Origin of the sequence: Agrobacterium sp. M50-1, assembly GCF_049843495.1 — a bacterium.
GTDB classification, from domain to species: domain Bacteria; phylum Pseudomonadota; class Alphaproteobacteria; order Rhizobiales; family Rhizobiaceae; genus Agrobacterium; species Agrobacterium radiobacter.
The window spans coordinates 657421-671047 of sequence record NZ_JBBHZH010000001.1; the positions used below are offsets into that span (position 1 = coordinate 657421).

Here is a 13627-nt window from a genome sequence, read left to right on the forward strand (position 1 = left end):
ACGCAATCGGAGCGGAATTTCAGGCAAAACCGCTGGCGTTTCGCCATTCCGCTCTCAACGACTCACGCCAGCACGCTGCGTCCGGCAATACGGCCTGAAAACAGACAGCCGCCAAGAAATGTGCCCTCCAGGGCGTTGTAGCCATGCATGCCGCCGCCGCCGAAACCCGCCACTTCGCCGGCGGCATAAAGGCCCGGCACCGGCTCACCGGCAGCATCCAGCACCCGCGCGTCAAGATCGGTATGAAGGCCGCCAAGCGTCTTGCGCGTCAACACATGCAGCCGCACGGCAATCAGCGGCCCCATCGCCGGGTCGAGCAGCCGGTGCGGTTTTGCCGTCCGCATCAGCCGGTCGCCGAGATAACGGCGCGCGCCATGGATGGCCGTTACCTGCGCATCCTTGCTGAAACCGTTATCGATTTCGCGGTCGCGCGCCTCTATCTGCCGGCGGATATGGTCTATATGCAGCCGGTTATCACCACTGATGGCGTTCATCGCCGCCACGAGTTCTTCGAGCGTATCCCGAACCGCGAAATCTTCGCCACGCTCCATGAAGGCACGCACTGGTCCCGGCGGCTCCTTGCCCAGCCTTTTGAGCAGCAGCGGTATATCCTTGCCGGTCAGATCAGGATTCTGCTCGGAGCCCGAAAGCGCAAATTCCTTCTTGATGATCGCCTTGGTCAGAATGAACCAGCTATGGCCGCTGCCGCGTTCACCCAGCATTTTTAGCGTGCCGAGCGTATCGAAACCCGGCATGGCGGGGGCGGCGAGGCGGTTTCCATCCGCATCGCACCAGAAGGACGAGGGACCGGGCAGGATGCGGATACCGTGACCCGGCCAGATCGGATCATGGTTTTTCACGCCCTCGGTATAATGCCACATGCGGTCACGATTGATGACGGCCCCGCCGGCCGTTTCCGTAATGGCGACCATGCGGCCGTCCACATGCGCGGGGACACCGCAGACCATGCCGGCAGGAGGCTCGCCCAGACGTTCCACCGGCCAGTTGCGCCGCACCAAGTCCTGATTGCCGCCGATGCCGCCGGAACTGACGATGACCGCCGCAGTGGAGAAGGTAAAATCGCCCTGCTCTTCCCGGCTGCTCTCCTGCCCGCGCTGCACGGGGTCGGCTGCAAGAACAGCGCCTGAAATACCGGTCACCCGGCCGTCGGTGATATCCAGACGATCAACCCGGTGGCGAAAACGGAAGGTCAGCCGGCCGGTTGCCGCCATGGCCTTCGCCTTTTTAACGAAGGGTGCGAGTACGCCCGGACCCGTGCCCCACGTGACATGGAAACGCGGAACGGAATTGCCATGACCATGAGCGAGGCTGCCGCCGCGCTCGGCCCAGCCGACCACGGGAAACCAGCGCATGCCCATGCGGTGCAGCCATTCGCGTTTTTCACCGGCGGCAAAATCGAGATAGGCCTCCGCCCAACGGCGCGGCCAATAATCCTCCGGACGGTCGAAACCGGCTGAGCCGAACCAGTCCTGCCTTGCAAGATCGAGACTGTCGCGCACCCGCATCCGGCGCTGTTCGGGACTGTCGACGAAAAACAGACCGCCCAGCGACCAGAAGGCCTGGCCGCCAAGGTTCTGCTCGCCCTCCTGATCCACGATACAGACGCTGAAACCTCGCTCAGCAGCCTCGGTTGCCGCCACCAGCCCGGCAAGCCCCGCGCCGACAACGATCACATCATAGCGTTCCATCAGCCCCTCCCAGATATGACGCAATTACTTTTACGCGAACGTAAATTCAAAACTTATCGCAGCCCCCCGAATGTGGGAGATAAAATTCTTGAGTGAGCTAGATTTTTTTAAGTGACCAGAGCTTTGTTTCTTTATTTTGTTCTACCACGCCCTCTGCCTCCATAATCGACAACAAAGTCCGTGAAATATGGCCTTCGTGCTCAATATGGCCCGTGTAAATTCCAAGCGCACGACCGATTTCAGAATTCTTCATTCCGACGCTCTTAGCCTCCTTCAGTAGGAGATAAATGGCCGACTTCAACTGTGACATTGCCAATTGAGCAACGGCGTAAGGCTCGTGTGGAAACGTCATGCATTCTCCATAAATGCTAGCGCTCGGTGAGCTTGAGTTCGATACGGCGGTTCTGCTGCCGCGCTTCCGGCGTATCACCTTCGGCAATCGGCTGATATTCGCCGAAACCAGCGGCAACCAGCCGGTTTGCCGGTACGCCCTTGGAAATCAGGAATTTCACCACCGAGGTGGCACGGGCAGAGGATAGTTCCCAATTGTCCCGGTAACGTCCGGAACCGGAAAGCTGGACATTATCCGTGTGGCCATCCACGCGCAGGACCCAGTTGATCTCCGCCGGAATTTCCTTGGCGAGATCGAGCAGCGCGACCGCCAGCTTCTCCATCTCCGCCTGCCCTTCCGGATTGAGTTCATTGCCGCCGGAAGGGAAGAGCACTTCGGACTGGAAGACGAAGCGGTCGCCGACGATGCGGATGTTTTCGCGGTCCGACAGGATTTCACGCAGCCGCCCGAAGAAATCGGACCGATAGCGGTTCAGTTCCTGCACCCGCTGCGCCAGTGCGACATTGAGGCGGCGGCCGAGATCGGCGATCTTGACCTGAGAGGAGGTATCCTTGGCTTCCGACGCCTGCAGGGCGGCTTCCACCGAAGCGATCTGCGCTCTCAGCGCCGCAATTTGCTGGTTCAGCAATTCGATCTGCGCGGAGGCGCGGGAATTGGCCTGCCTCTGGTCGTCCAGTTCGCCGGTCAGGCTGCCAATCCGGGCATTGGCGCTGGCATTGTTGCCCGACCCCGCATCGAGGAGCGCCTGCAGTCGGGAACGCTCGTTTTCTGAAGCCGCAAGCGTCGATTGCAGGCTTGCCAGCGCGTCCTCAATATCCTGCTTGTTGCCTTTTTCCATGGCCAGAAGTTCGGTCAGTTCGGCAATCTGGCTGTTGAGGCGTGTCAGCACCTCGTCCTTGCCGGTAATTTCGCGCGACAGCACGAATTGCGCCAACACGAAGACCGTCAGCAAAAACATGATGGCCATCAGCAGCGTCGAAAGCGCATCAACGAAACCCGGCCAATAATCCACACCCCTGTCGCGGCGGCGGTTGCGCGCAAGCGCCATGGCTACTCGCTCCCGTTATCGTGCCGGGTGCGTCCGGAAGATTTCGTATCGCCGTCGATCCGCGCTGACAACCGGTCGAGCGTGCGGCGGAGTGATTTCGATTCCTCCTGCTGCGCTTCGATCCAGTCTCGCAACATCTGCTGTTCGCTGCGCATGTTCTTGACCAGACCCTGAATGCCCTCGGCAAGGCTGGTCATGGCCGCCAGCGAACGCTCGGTGCTGACCACGGCGCCCGGCTCGGCAACCTTGAACTCCCTCGGCCCTTCCACCGAAGTATCAGTTACTGATGACAGCCAGTTTTCAAGCTGGGTATAAAAACGGTTCTGCGCGCGGCCGGCCTGAAGATCGAGAAAACCAAGGATCAGCGAACCGGAGAGACCGAGCAGCGACGAGGAGAAGGCCGTTCCCATGCCGGCCAGCGGCGCGGTGAGACCGGCCTTCAGCGAACCGAGAATATCGTTGCTGTCACCCGCGCTCGGATCGAGTGACTGGATGACATTGCTGATGGCGCCGATGGTGCCGATCAGGCCCCAGAAGGTGCCGAGCAGACCGAGAAACACCAGCAGGCCGACGAGATAACGCGAGGTATCACGTGACTCATCGAGCCGTGTCGCGATGGAATCGAGGATCGTCCGCTGCGTGACCGTGGAAAGCAGGACTTCGCCGCGCTTGCCGATCAGCGTGCTCATCGGCGCAAGCAGTTTTGGCGCACGACCGACCTTTTCGACGCTGCCGGCAGCGCGAAAGGCATTGAACCAGCGGACTTCCGAGCGCAGGCTCATCGTCTGCGTAAACACCAGAATGATGCCGATGGCCAGCACGCCGAGAATGAAGCCGTTGAGCCCCGGATTGGTCATGAAGGCGGTGTGCGCCTGCCGATAGAGAATAGCCGCCAGGAAGCCGACGAGGATCAGAAACAGAACCATCGTCCAGAGAAACGGTGTGGGGCTGGACAGCTTTTGGCTGTATTGCCGTGTGGTCACCGGTTTCTCGACGCCAAGATCGAGCAGCTCCGAATCCGCCATAACGTTCGCATTCCCTCTGGTCAGGTATCCAGCGGAAGCTATTTGAAAATTGCGACGATTTGAAGCGAAAAGCCGGTCTTTCGTCACTGGCGTTTTAGGAAAACGTGTGAGCACCCGGCAATGGAAAACAAAAACACCCGGCGAACATTCGCCGGGCGTCTAAAACTTGCAGAAAACGACAGGTTTTCCGCCAAAAACCGATCAGCGGCCCGGGATCGGACGGTTGGCGACCTCAACGAGCGCCTTGTGGATATATTCATTACCAGCAGCAACGGTGCCGCTGCCGAAGATATCCGTGCCGCCCTTGATGTCGGAGGCAAAGCCGCCGGCTTCACGAATCAGCACCAGACCGGCCGCCATATCCCATGGCGAAAGATCGGCTTCCCAGTAACCATCGAGACGGCCCGCGGCGACATAGGCCAGATCGAGCGACGCCGCACCCATGCGACGGATGCCGGCAGCCTCACCCATGACATGGCGAAGCTCTACCAGGAACTTGCCATGATTGCCGCGACCGAGATGCGGCACGCCGCAGCCGATGACGCAATCGGTGAGCGCCTTGCGCGCGGCAACACGGATGCGACGATCGTTGAGGAACGCGCCGCCGCCACGCTCGGCGGTGTAGAGTTCGTCGGTCGCCGGATTGAAGATCACGCCGGCAACGACTTCACCGTTACGCTCCAGCGCGATGGAAACCGCAAAATGCGGAATGCCGTGCAGGAAGTTGGTGGTGCCATCAAGCGGATCCACGATCCAGCGATGCGCGCCATCGCTACCCTTTTCCTCGCCGCCTTCTTCACCCAGGAAGTCATAGGTCGGGCGGGCTTTCATCAATTCATCCCGCACGATCTTTTCGGCTTTCAGATCCGCCTGCGAGACGAAATCGCTCGGTCCCTTGACCGAGACCTGAAGGTTCTGCACTTCACCGAAGTCACGCGACAAAGACTTACCCGCCTTGATGGCGGCCTGAACCATGACATTGAGAAGGGCTGAACGGGCCATCGATGTTGTTTCCTGGAAAGCTTGCGAACCGCCCGGAAGCTCACCGGGCAGGCACGTCATTATTTTCTTGAATTGAAAGTTTGCGGTTCAAGACCACAAAACGCGCGGAAATTCAAGGCAAAAAGCCCATGGGGCAGCACCGGCATGGTTAGGCCCGTCTTCCATCACGTTGGGCGGAAACGATTTGCGGCCTCAATCGCCTTCTTCTGCTGCTCGTCGGTGATCCCGAGATAAAAGTCCTCGAGGGACGGATCCTTCAGCCCGGCGCGACGGGAAAGCACATACCATTTGGCCGCTTCGACCGCATCGGGCCGGGTGCCAAGCGCCTGAATATAAAGATGCGCCACCTTGTTCTGCGCCACGACATTGCCGCGCTGTGCCGCCCCGTAGAGCCAGCGGAAGCCCTCATCCAGATTGCGCTCGCCGCCGAAACCATTCACCAGCCAGATGCCCAGATCGACCTGTGCGGTGTCGTAACCCGCTTTCGCGGCCCGCATCAGCCAGTCCCGCGCCTTGGCCTTCTTTTCGGCTGGTACATCCTTCACCGACCAGTAAATCTGCGACACCGCATATTGCGCGTCTGCGATGCCCTGTTCGGCGGATTTTTCGTAGAACGGCAATGCCATCAGCAGGCCCTTGGCGCCGGGATTTTCCGAAACCAGAATCTGGCCCCAGTTGAACTGGGCAGAGGCGTTACCGCCTTCCGCGGCGCGGCGCATGAAATCGTCGGCCTTCGCCTTGTCGCGGGTGACGAATTTGCCTTCCATCAGGATCAGGGCGAATTTGAACATGGCGACGGGATCGCCACCCTGTGCGGCCTGCTGATACCAGAAAGCAGCGGTTTTTTCGTCACGGGCAATGCCCAGACCACGCGACATCATTTCCGCCACCAGCGTCTGGGCGGATGCGTCACCGTTCTGCGCACGGTTCAGCGCCTTGTCGAGCGCCTGCACATATTCACCGCGCTGGAAATGCCCATAGGCTTCGTCCACCCTGCCCTTGAATTCCTTTTCAGGCGGCAGGGCGGGCAGCTCCGCACCCATGCGCTGATAGACATTGACGCCTGCGGACGGCTGCAAGTCCTTCTGCTCTTCGGATTGCACCCTGCCCTGACGGGTCGGCTGAGCCTCATTTTCCAGCTGACGGGAAAGCGCATTGCTTTCGCTCTGCGGCCCGGATTGAGCAAAAGCGACACCCGCCGGCGCGCCGAAAGCAAGCGTCAGCAGCGAAACGGAAAAGCAGAGGTGAACCGAGCGCATGATCATCGCCTGTATCAACCGCCAAACCGTGGCGCTTTTTCGTCAAGCAGGGCGTTGATTTCAGAAACCGCCTGGGCAGCGCCACCGGCATTGTCAAAGACGCCGCTGCGCATCGCCACGAACTCCACGCCGGTTTCAGCTACGGCAACAACCGAAGACACATCCGTGCCACCCATGACGATGGCCGGAATTTCGATCATCGACGCCCACCACTCACCGAGAGCCAGGTTTTTGGGGTGCGCCTCAGGCTTGATGTCGCCTTCCAGCTTTCCGAAAAACACATAATCCGGATTGGACTCGCCCTGCTCCAGAGCCTTGTGACGGTCATCCGCATTGCCGCCGCCGACGATCAGCTTCGGCGTGAACTTTTCCACGGCCTCGGCAAGCGCCTCGGCATTACCAGCTACATGAAGGCCATCCGCCTTCACGCGACCGGCAACGCGGCTGTCTCCGGCAATGAGCGCCGCCGCACCGGCCTTTTGCACGACAGGCACGATCAATTCGGCGCGTTTCTGGAAAGCGGCGTCATCCAGACCATATTGCGGAATGATGACGGAAGCGACATCGCCGCCCCGCAATGCTTCTTCCACTTCTGTCGCCTGCTTTTGCGCGTCGTCCGATTCCGGAACGATCAGGACAAGGCGGCAACGATCTTCAACTAGGGTCATCGGTTCGTCCATTTCAGACAGAAGACGCTTGCCGCGCAATCTGCACTCGTTTTCATATGACAAATCCGATAAACCGGACCGGCGAAAGGATCAACTGTCCATCCATGCTGACCGATTTTCATTTTTATCTCGTCGCCATCCCCGCAGTCGTGCTCGTCGGCCTTTCCAAGGGCGGGCTGGGCGGCGCACTGGCCCTAATGGGCGTGCCGCTGATGGCGCTTGCCGTATCGCCTGTGCAGGCCGCCGCAATCTTTCTGCCGATCCTGATCGTGATGGATCTCGTGGCGCTTTGGGCCTGGCGGCACCACAACCACCGGGAAACGCTCCTCATCATGCTGCCCGGCGCAATCGCCGGCATCACGCTCGGCTGGGCGACCTCAAGCCTCATCTCCGCGGATGCCATGCGTCTCGTCGTCGCCTCGGTGACGATCCTGTTCGTGCTGCGTTATTTTCAGGAGAGTTTCAAAAGCCGTAAGGGACAGGAAATTCCGGCCAAACCGCAAAGACCGGCAGCCGCGACGCTCTGGTCCAGCCTTTCCGGTTATGCGAGCTTCGTGGCCCATGCGGGTGGACCGCCCTTTCAGATCTATGTTCTGCCGCTGAAGCTCGATCCGAAGACCTATACCGGCATGAGCGTACGCTTCTTCGCCATCATGAATGCGATCAAGCTCATTCCCTATTTCGCGCTCGGCGCGCTTGATGCCACCAACCTCAAAACCTCGGCCAGCCTGCTGCCGGTGGCGATGCTGGCGACGCTTGCCGGTGCAAGGGTGGTGAAATATCTGAAACCATCAGTGTTTTACCCGCTGATGTATTCCATGGCGCTGATTGCCGCGCTGAAACTGCTTTGGGACGGGTTGCCTTTCTAGGCTCAGGCAGCCACTAAAAGGCCCTGGCAGCACGCAGGTGCCGTCAGGGCCGAAAAGGAATCCGTCAGTCCTTCATTGAAGGCTGCGGTTTGGCATCAATTAGTGCCTTGTGGAGGCTTTAAGCCTCTGCAGTTCATCCTTCAGGCGCAGTTTACGGCGTTTGAGGTCGGCGATCTCTCTATCGTCAGAGGACGGGGAAGCAAGAATACTTTCGAGCTCCTCCTCCAGAGCACCGTGTTTCTTTTCGAGCGATGCAATATGAGCCTGAATGGTCATGCGGCACGTCCTTCCATTTTTAAGCCTACCTCCAGCTCTCCATCGCTGGAGTTTCAGGTTTGCGACGACAATGTGACACGGATCGCTGGTCTTGTCGAAGGCGAAATGAAGGCAATAAGTGGGCAATTTGGTCGCAAGGGATAACTTCCCGTTACCGCGATTTGATGATAGAGGCTCGTGAACGATCACAGACGCGCCGGAGCCGATCCGGCTAGCATAAAATGGGGATGACGAGATGCCCGATCAGGACCAGGCGGACATCAGGCTCACGCTGGCGCGGCTGCGCCAGGAGCATGAGGATTATGACGCGGCGATCAACGCGATGATCCAGACCAGCTGCGATGCGCTGAGAATACAGCGTATGAAAAAGAAGAAGCTGGCCGTCAAGGACAAGATGACCCAGCTTGAAGATCAGGTCATTCCCGATATCATTGCCTGAGCCGGAGAGATTACGTGACAGCAGAAACGCCCCCCGTCGCCATCATCATGGGCAGCCAGTCCGACTGGGAAACCATGAAGAACGCCGCCGATACGCTGGATGCGCTCGACATCGAATACGAAGCCCGCATCATTTCCGCCCACCGCACCCCGGACCGGCTTTATGACTTCGCCAATGGCGCGAAGGACGAAGGCTTCAAGGTCATTATCGCGGGCGCCGGCGGCGCTGCCCATCTGCCCGGCATGACGGCCTCGATGACGCCGCTTCCGGTGTTCGGCGTTCCAGTCCAATCGAAGACGATGTCCGGTCAGGACAGCCTCTATTCCATCGTGCAGATGCCCGCTGGCATCCCCGTCGGCACGCTCGCCATCGGCAAGGCCGGCGCGATCAATGCGGCCCTTCTTGCCGCTGCGGTTCTGGCGCTGAGCGACGAGGACCTCGCCGACCGGCTGGATGCCTGGCGTGCGCGCCAGTCGGCAGCCGTCGCCGAATATCCCATGGACAGCGCCCAGTGACGACCGAAGTGATGGCAAAGACGACCAACCTGACCATCGGCATCATCGGCGGCGGGCAGCTCGGGCGCATGCTGGCGATGGCCGCAGCCCGTCTCAACCACCGCACCATCGTGCTGGAACCGCAAGCCGATTGTCCGGCTGCGCAGGTCTGCAACGACCAGATCGTCGCGGAATATGATGATGAAAAAGCGCTTGCTGAACTCGCAAGCCGCTGCGATGTCGTCACCTACGAGTTCGAAAACGTGCCTGTCGCGGCCGCCGAAAAGCTCAGCCTCTCCGTTCCCGTCTATCCGCCGCCACAGGCGCTCAGCGCCTCGCAGGATCGGTTGACGGAAAAACGCTTCCTCAACGGCTGCGGCATCCCGACCGCCGATTTCCGCGCCGTGGACAGCCAGGAAGAGCTGGAAACTGCTCTCACCGCTTTCGGCGGCAAGGGCGTGCTGAAGACCCGACGCATGGGTTATGACGGCAAGGGCCAGCGTCTCTTCCGGGGCGGCGAAGACCTCGCGGGCGCCTTTGCAGCGCTTGGCGGCGTGCCGCTCATTCTCGAGAGCTTTGTGGCCTTCGAGCGGGAGATTTCGATCATCGCCGCCCGTTTCCAGGACGGGACCGTCACCTGTTATGATCCCGCCGAGAATGTCCATCTGAACGGCATTCTGCACACGTCCACTGTTCCGGCAGCGCTCTCCGATGCTGCGAAGGCCGTCGCGGTGGTGTCAGCAGAGAAGCTTCTGGCCGCGCTCGAATATGTCGGCGTCATCGGCATCGAATTCTTCGTCCTGCCGGATGGTTCGCTGGTCGCCAATGAAATGGCGCCGCGCGTTCACAATACCGGCCACTGGACGGAAGCGGCCTGCGTGATCTCGCAGTTCGAGCAGCATATCCGAGCCGTGTCGGGTCTCGCCCCCGGTAGCACGGAGCGCCATTCGGATTGCGTCATGACCAACCTAATCGGCGACGACATCAACGATGTGCCGGCATGGCTGTCGAAAAAAGACTGTCTCGTGCATCTCTATGGCAAGACGGAAGCACGGCCAGGCCGCAAGATGGGCCATGTGACCGAGCTTCTGCACACAGGAAAAGCCTAGTCTTTTAAGGCAAAGGCACGGCCAAGTGTTGACAGGCAGGGCTCAAACGGGTATCTGCCTGCCAACCCAAAAGAGCGCGCCCCGTTGCGCGCTTTTGATTGTTTGAATAGCACGGCAAAATCCGTGCAAAACTGCGGACCAGTAAAATGAAGATCAAGAATTCGCTTAAAGCGCTTAAGGCCCGTCATCGCGATAACCGCCTGGTTCGCCGCAAGGGCCGCGTCTACATCATCAACAAGCAGAACCCGCGCTTCAAGGCTCGTCAGGGCTGATTGACTGCGGTTCGCGATGGTTTCGCGGATCACTTTGTTGACAGTGCAGAAGTTTGCATTTGATATTGGGCGCAGCCGGGTTAAGCTTTAACCCATGCGCCCAAATCGTTTTTGCACGACTATCATCCTCGCCCAGGGCTTCCTGCTTTCAAGCCTCCCGCTTCCGGGAATGGCTGCCATTGCCCATGCGGCGGACGGACAACCAGCTGCCGTGGTGGACTCCGCGCCTTCACCCGCCAAAACCATCGACACTCTTTTTGCATCGCTGAAAAAAGAACGGAATGCAGTCAAGGCGCGCAGCATTGCCAACCAGATCGCCTCCGAATGGAATGATTCCGGTAGCGCGACAATCAATCTCCTGATGCAATGGGCGGGCGAAGCCGCCGACGAAAAGCGTAACGCCGCCGCTTACGATTTTCTCGACCAGGTTGTTTTGCTCGATCCTGACTATGTGCAGGCGCCGTATCGCCGCGCCATGGTCCATTTCGCCGATGGCGATACCCGCAAGGCGATGGCGGACATCAATCTGACGCTGGCAAGGGAGCCGCGCTATTTCCCGGCGCTCGCAAGCCTTGCCAACATCCTCGAAGCCTCGGGCCGCGACGAGTTGGCGCTGAAGGCTTGGGAGCGTTATCTGGCGCTTTATCCTGCGGACAAGGACGCCCGCAAGGAAGCTGCCGACCTCTCGGAAAAGCTGGCGGGTACGCGCGGCTGAATTCGATAGCCACTGATTTTATTTATTGGACTTAGCAGGGTTTTATTTTGGCAGAGCAGAATGAATTTAAAGCAGCCGAAAGTCTTTTAAACTCTATCGGAGACAATCCGAGTTTCGATATAAGCGAGTTCATAGATCGGATTTCCGTGGCTGAGGATTGGGGAAAACTCATCGTCGCCCATATCTATTTAGATCACATCGTCACTGAAGTTTTGAACACGCATCTCGATCATCCCGCATCATATTTCAACGGCCACAGATCGTTCGCTGAGAAACTCAGCCTATGTCAGGCGCTGGGATATTTTCGTGATGAATTCGGCAATGTTCTAAGGGCGGTCAATAACTTACGGAACAGGTTTGCGCACAAACTGGTATTCCACGTTTCGGACGAGGAGAAGCGCAATTTGTTTCGTACTCTCACGACGGAACGCGCCACATCCGAAGTGACCCGTCCAGGCGGCTTCGAGGAGTTTCTGTTCACAGTCGTTATGTTTGCAGAGATTTCACGATCCGCGGAGGAGCGCCAAGCCGAATTGTCAAAAGAGCACAAATTCGTAAGTGAAAAAATCCTAGAGCTCCTTATCGCCAACAAGGACGTGTTGGACAATAAGATTTAGCTGTAGGGCGCACGCGGAAGTCGCCCCACAGCTAGCTGTTAATTATTATTCCATGCCGAGCGCAGCCATGTAGGTCTGAAGAATGGTTTCTTCTTCGATGCGCTCATTGGCGTCTTTCTTACGCAGGCGGATGATGGTGCGGATCGCCTTGGTATCGTAACCACGACCCTTTGCCTCACCGATGACATCCTTGATATCGCCCTGGATGGCGGCCTTTTCTTCTTCCAGACGCTCAATGCGCTCAATAATCTGGCGCAGTTCTGCGGCGGCGACGGTTTCGGTGGTGCTGGTATCGTCCATCATATCATCCTTTATTGGCGGCCCGCATGCGAGCCTTGTTCATCATTCCGGGCGAAGCCTTCGCCGGCCGCTGCCAGCGGGCAGCAAAATTCAGGCCTGTGAACTGCCCACTGAAAGGCGTCCCGTCAAGTCGTTTCCGTCGATCAGAGGTTATTCCCTTGGCCGGCTCTGCTCAAAGGCGGCTTTCTGGGTATCACTCGCCTCCGCCTGATATTTCTCTTTCCAATCCTCATACGGCATGCCGTAGACGATTTCCCGGGATTCATCCTTGCTGAGAGGGACGCCGGCCTCTTCGGCCGCTTCCCTATACCAGTTGGAAAGGCAGTTGCGGCAAAAGCCCGCGAGATTCATCAGGTCGATATTCTGCACGTCGTGACGTTCGCGAAGGTGCTTCACGAGGCGGCGGAAGGCCGCCGCTTCAAACTCGATCTGCCTGTTGTCGTTCTCTTTCGTCATGGCGAAACTCCAGGCTCAATAGGGGCCGGTGCGGGAGGCGAAAAGCTGATATTCATGCAAGACGGGATCGTCATTCATTGCGGCGAAAATGGGAGCGAGCCGATCCGACCATTCGGCGATCCCCTCTTCATTCGCGATCAGATCCTGCCGAACCTCGAGAAGCGCATGCGGTATGCCCTTCATCATGCAATGACGATACATGGTGTCGCCCTTCAGCGCCCCGTCATAGGGTTCGTTGTCACCCACGAGGATATCGCCGGTGGCGCGCAGATGCGCCAGAAGCGGATCGACCGCCCGATGATCGGTATCCCACAGAACCGCCGCATGCCATTGCCGCGGCGTTTCCTTCCAGAACGGCGTGTAGGAATGCAGCGACAGGACGAGAGGCGCTTCTTCCGAGGCCTCGGCCACGCCGGTAAGCACACGGTCCACGGCATTGTGATAGGGCCGGTGAAAAATCTCGATCCGCCTTTGCCATTCCTCGTCCGAAATCGGATGATTGCCGGGGATGATCGCCCCGTCCGAAATCTTCATGATGAGAGTGGGGTCATCCTCGCCGCGATTCGGATCGATCAGGAGCCGCGAAAACCGCCCGAGCACCGCCGGCACGCCCAGGCGCGCGGCAAGCGAGCGCGTCAGCCCTTCTATACCGATATCAAATGCGATGTGGCGATGAAAAGCGGTTTGCGGAAGGCCAAGTTTGCCGTAGTGTGCCGGCAGGAGGTTCATGGCATGGTCCGCCAGAAGAACCATGCCTTTGTCATAATCGCCTTCTATGATTTCATAGGGTATGAAGTCGTTCATCGATGATTTTCTGGGGCAGGATTGAGGAGAGAAGCTTGATGGCATGGCTTGAGGCCGGGCGCAAGTTACGGCGGCAGAACAGCCATCTACCTTATCGCACTCATGATCCCACGAACAATATAATCGATTAAACTCGCGTTGACTTTCTTGGGCGGCCACGCCAAGAAGTGTGTTCATTATAACCATGGAATCCGGATGGAAGCCGTGACTCAG

Annotated in this window: 18 protein-coding genes; 7 read left to right on the top strand and 11 right to left on the bottom strand. The window is 58.7% G+C overall.

Translation table 11 applies throughout. The annotated features are described in order from the left end of the window. Positions 1-62: 62 nt before the first annotated feature. The 7 genes from WDZ78_RS03005 to WDZ78_RS03035 all read right to left on the bottom strand — a co-directional run bounded on the left by WDZ78_RS03005 (position 63) and on the right by WDZ78_RS03035 (position 7063). Entirely contained in the window at positions 63-1709 is a 1647-nt protein-coding gene (locus tag WDZ78_RS03005) for an FAD-binding dehydrogenase (protein ID WP_425672279.1), read from the bottom strand. 97 nt (positions 1710-1806) lie between these two features. Further along, entirely contained in the window at positions 1807-2061 is a 255-nt protein-coding gene (locus WDZ78_RS03010; RefSeq protein ID WP_425672280.1) for a hypothetical protein, read from the bottom strand. 16 nt (positions 2062-2077) lie between these two features. Continuing rightward, a complete protein-coding gene (locus WDZ78_RS03015) occupies positions 2078-3109 on the bottom strand; it encodes a peptidoglycan -binding protein (RefSeq protein WP_020012230.1) in 1032 nt (343 codons plus the stop codon). Positions 3110-3111: 2 nt separating this feature from the next. After that, entirely contained in the window at positions 3112-4134 is a 1023-nt protein-coding gene (locus tag WDZ78_RS03020; protein ID WP_020012231.1) for a hypothetical protein, read from the bottom strand. Positions 4135-4335: 201 nt separating this feature from the next. Next, positions 4336-5136 (bottom strand): inositol monophosphatase family protein, encoded by an 801-nt coding sequence (locus WDZ78_RS03025; protein WP_003506172.1) that lies wholly within the window; start codon positions 5134-5136, stop codon positions 4336-4338. 164 nt (positions 5137-5300) lie between these two features. Continuing rightward, entirely contained in the window at positions 5301-6401 is a 1101-nt protein-coding gene (locus WDZ78_RS03030) for a tetratricopeptide repeat protein (protein ID WP_020012233.1), read from the bottom strand. Between the two features lie 8 nt (positions 6402-6409). Then, positions 6410-7063, bottom strand: coding sequence for a thiamine phosphate synthase (locus WDZ78_RS03035; RefSeq protein ID WP_003506168.1), 654 nt, complete (start codon positions 7061-7063; stop codon positions 6410-6412). Between the two features lie 104 nt (positions 7064-7167). On the opposite strand from WDZ78_RS03035, the gene WDZ78_RS03040 reads away from it, so the two are divergent. Next, positions 7168-7932 (top strand): sulfite exporter TauE/SafE family protein, encoded by a 765-nt coding sequence (locus WDZ78_RS03040; protein WP_003506166.1) that lies wholly within the window; start codon positions 7168-7170, stop codon positions 7930-7932. 99 nt (positions 7933-8031) lie between these two features. Here WDZ78_RS03040 and WDZ78_RS03045 read toward each other — a convergent pair whose 3' ends face one another. Next, positions 8032-8208, bottom strand: coding sequence for a YdcH family protein (locus WDZ78_RS03045; protein WP_003506164.1), 177 nt, complete (start codon positions 8206-8208; stop codon positions 8032-8034). Between the two features lie 235 nt (positions 8209-8443). On the opposite strand from WDZ78_RS03045, the gene WDZ78_RS03050 reads away from it, so the two are divergent. The 6 genes from WDZ78_RS03050 (at position 8444) to WDZ78_RS03075 (ending at position 11854) form a co-directional block, all read left to right on the top strand. After that, complete coding sequence (locus WDZ78_RS03050) at positions 8444-8647, top strand: YdcH family protein (RefSeq protein ID WP_003497661.1); 204 nt, start codon at positions 8444-8446, stop codon at positions 8645-8647. Between the two features lie 47 nt (positions 8648-8694). Beyond that, complete coding sequence (gene purE / locus WDZ78_RS03055) at positions 8695-9162, top strand: 5-(carboxyamino)imidazole ribonucleotide mutase (RefSeq protein WP_035212960.1); 468 nt, start codon at positions 8695-8697, stop codon at positions 9160-9162. Between the two features lie 11 nt (positions 9163-9173). Beyond that, positions 9174-10250, top strand: a complete 1077-nt coding sequence (locus WDZ78_RS03060) for a 5-(carboxyamino)imidazole ribonucleotide synthase (RefSeq protein ID WP_026364046.1) — start codon at positions 9174-9176, stop codon at positions 10248-10250. 146 nt (positions 10251-10396) lie between these two features. Then, a complete protein-coding gene (gene ykgO / locus WDZ78_RS03065) occupies positions 10397-10522 on the top strand; it encodes a type B 50S ribosomal protein L36 (RefSeq protein ID WP_003497670.1) in 126 nt (41 codons plus the stop codon). Positions 10523-10616: 94 nt separating this feature from the next. Next, complete coding sequence (locus WDZ78_RS03070) at positions 10617-11237, top strand: tetratricopeptide repeat protein (RefSeq protein WP_425672281.1); 621 nt, start codon at positions 10617-10619, stop codon at positions 11235-11237. Between the two features lie 47 nt (positions 11238-11284). After that, entirely contained in the window at positions 11285-11854 is a 570-nt protein-coding gene (locus tag WDZ78_RS03075) for a hypothetical protein (protein ID WP_020012239.1), read from the top strand. Positions 11855-11899: 45 nt separating this feature from the next. Here WDZ78_RS03075 and WDZ78_RS03080 read toward each other — a convergent pair whose 3' ends face one another. The 3 genes from WDZ78_RS03080 to WDZ78_RS03090 form a co-directional block, all read right to left on the bottom strand. After that, the gene (locus WDZ78_RS03080) at positions 11900-12157 is read right to left on the bottom strand and encodes a DUF2312 domain-containing protein (RefSeq protein ID WP_026364047.1); all 258 of its coding nucleotides are present in this window, start codon (positions 12155-12157) and stop codon (positions 11900-11902) included. 147 nt (positions 12158-12304) lie between these two features. Beyond that, a complete protein-coding gene (locus WDZ78_RS03085) occupies positions 12305-12610 on the bottom strand; it encodes a DUF1244 domain-containing protein (RefSeq protein WP_087746055.1) in 306 nt (101 codons plus the stop codon). Positions 12611-12625: 15 nt separating this feature from the next. After that, entirely contained in the window at positions 12626-13414 is a 789-nt protein-coding gene (locus WDZ78_RS03090; RefSeq protein WP_425672282.1) for an N-formylglutamate amidohydrolase, read from the bottom strand. Positions 13415-13627: the final 213 nt, after the last annotated feature.

What these genes read in the sequence shown, in the direction of transcription:
- ykgO (WP_003497670.1), top strand. Translation starts at nt 10,397, where the DNA reads ATGAAGATCAAGAATTCGCTTAAAGCGCTTAAGGCCCGTCATCGCGAT.
- WDZ78_RS03015 (WP_020012230.1), bottom strand. Translation starts at nt 3,109, where the DNA reads ATGGCGCTTGCGCGCAACCGCCGCCGCGACAGGGGTGTGGATTATTGG.
- WDZ78_RS03030 (WP_020012233.1), bottom strand. Translation starts at nt 6,401, where the DNA reads ATGATCATGCGCTCGGTTCACCTCTGCTTTTCCGTTTCGCTGCTGACG.
- WDZ78_RS03020 (WP_020012231.1), bottom strand. Translation starts at nt 4,134, where the DNA reads ATGGCGGATTCGGAGCTGCTCGATCTTGGCGTCGAGAAACCGGTGACC.
- WDZ78_RS03010 (WP_425672280.1), bottom strand. Translation starts at nt 2,061, where the DNA reads ATGACGTTTCCACACGAGCCTTACGCCGTTGCTCAATTGGCAATGTCA.
- WDZ78_RS03040 (WP_003506166.1), top strand. Translation starts at nt 7,168, where the DNA reads ATGCTGACCGATTTTCATTTTTATCTCGTCGCCATCCCCGCAGTCGTG.
- WDZ78_RS03080 (WP_026364047.1), bottom strand. Translation starts at nt 12,157, where the DNA reads ATGATGGACGATACCAGCACCACCGAAACCGTCGCCGCCGCAGAACTG.
- WDZ78_RS03045 (WP_003506164.1), bottom strand. Translation starts at nt 8,208, where the DNA reads ATGACCATTCAGGCTCATATTGCATCGCTCGAAAAGAAACACGGTGCT.
- WDZ78_RS03085 (WP_087746055.1), bottom strand. Translation starts at nt 12,610, where the DNA reads ATGACGAAAGAGAACGACAACAGGCAGATCGAGTTTGAAGCGGCGGCC.
- WDZ78_RS03035 (WP_003506168.1), bottom strand. Translation starts at nt 7,063, where the DNA reads ATGACCCTAGTTGAAGATCGTTGCCGCCTTGTCCTGATCGTTCCGGAA.
- WDZ78_RS03090 (WP_425672282.1), bottom strand. Translation starts at nt 13,414, where the DNA reads ATGAACGACTTCATACCCTATGAAATCATAGAAGGCGATTATGACAAA.
- purE (WP_035212960.1), top strand. Translation starts at nt 8,695, where the DNA reads ATGGGCAGCCAGTCCGACTGGGAAACCATGAAGAACGCCGCCGATACG.
- WDZ78_RS03070 (WP_425672281.1), top strand. Translation starts at nt 10,617, where the DNA reads ATGCGCCCAAATCGTTTTTGCACGACTATCATCCTCGCCCAGGGCTTC.
- WDZ78_RS03050 (WP_003497661.1), top strand. Translation starts at nt 8,444, where the DNA reads ATGCCCGATCAGGACCAGGCGGACATCAGGCTCACGCTGGCGCGGCTG.
- WDZ78_RS03025 (WP_003506172.1), bottom strand. Translation starts at nt 5,136, where the DNA reads ATGGCCCGTTCAGCCCTTCTCAATGTCATGGTTCAGGCCGCCATCAAG.
- WDZ78_RS03060 (WP_026364046.1), top strand. Translation starts at nt 9,174, where the DNA reads ATGGCAAAGACGACCAACCTGACCATCGGCATCATCGGCGGCGGGCAG.
- WDZ78_RS03005 (WP_425672279.1), bottom strand. Translation starts at nt 1,709, where the DNA reads ATGGAACGCTATGATGTGATCGTTGTCGGCGCGGGGCTTGCCGGGCTG.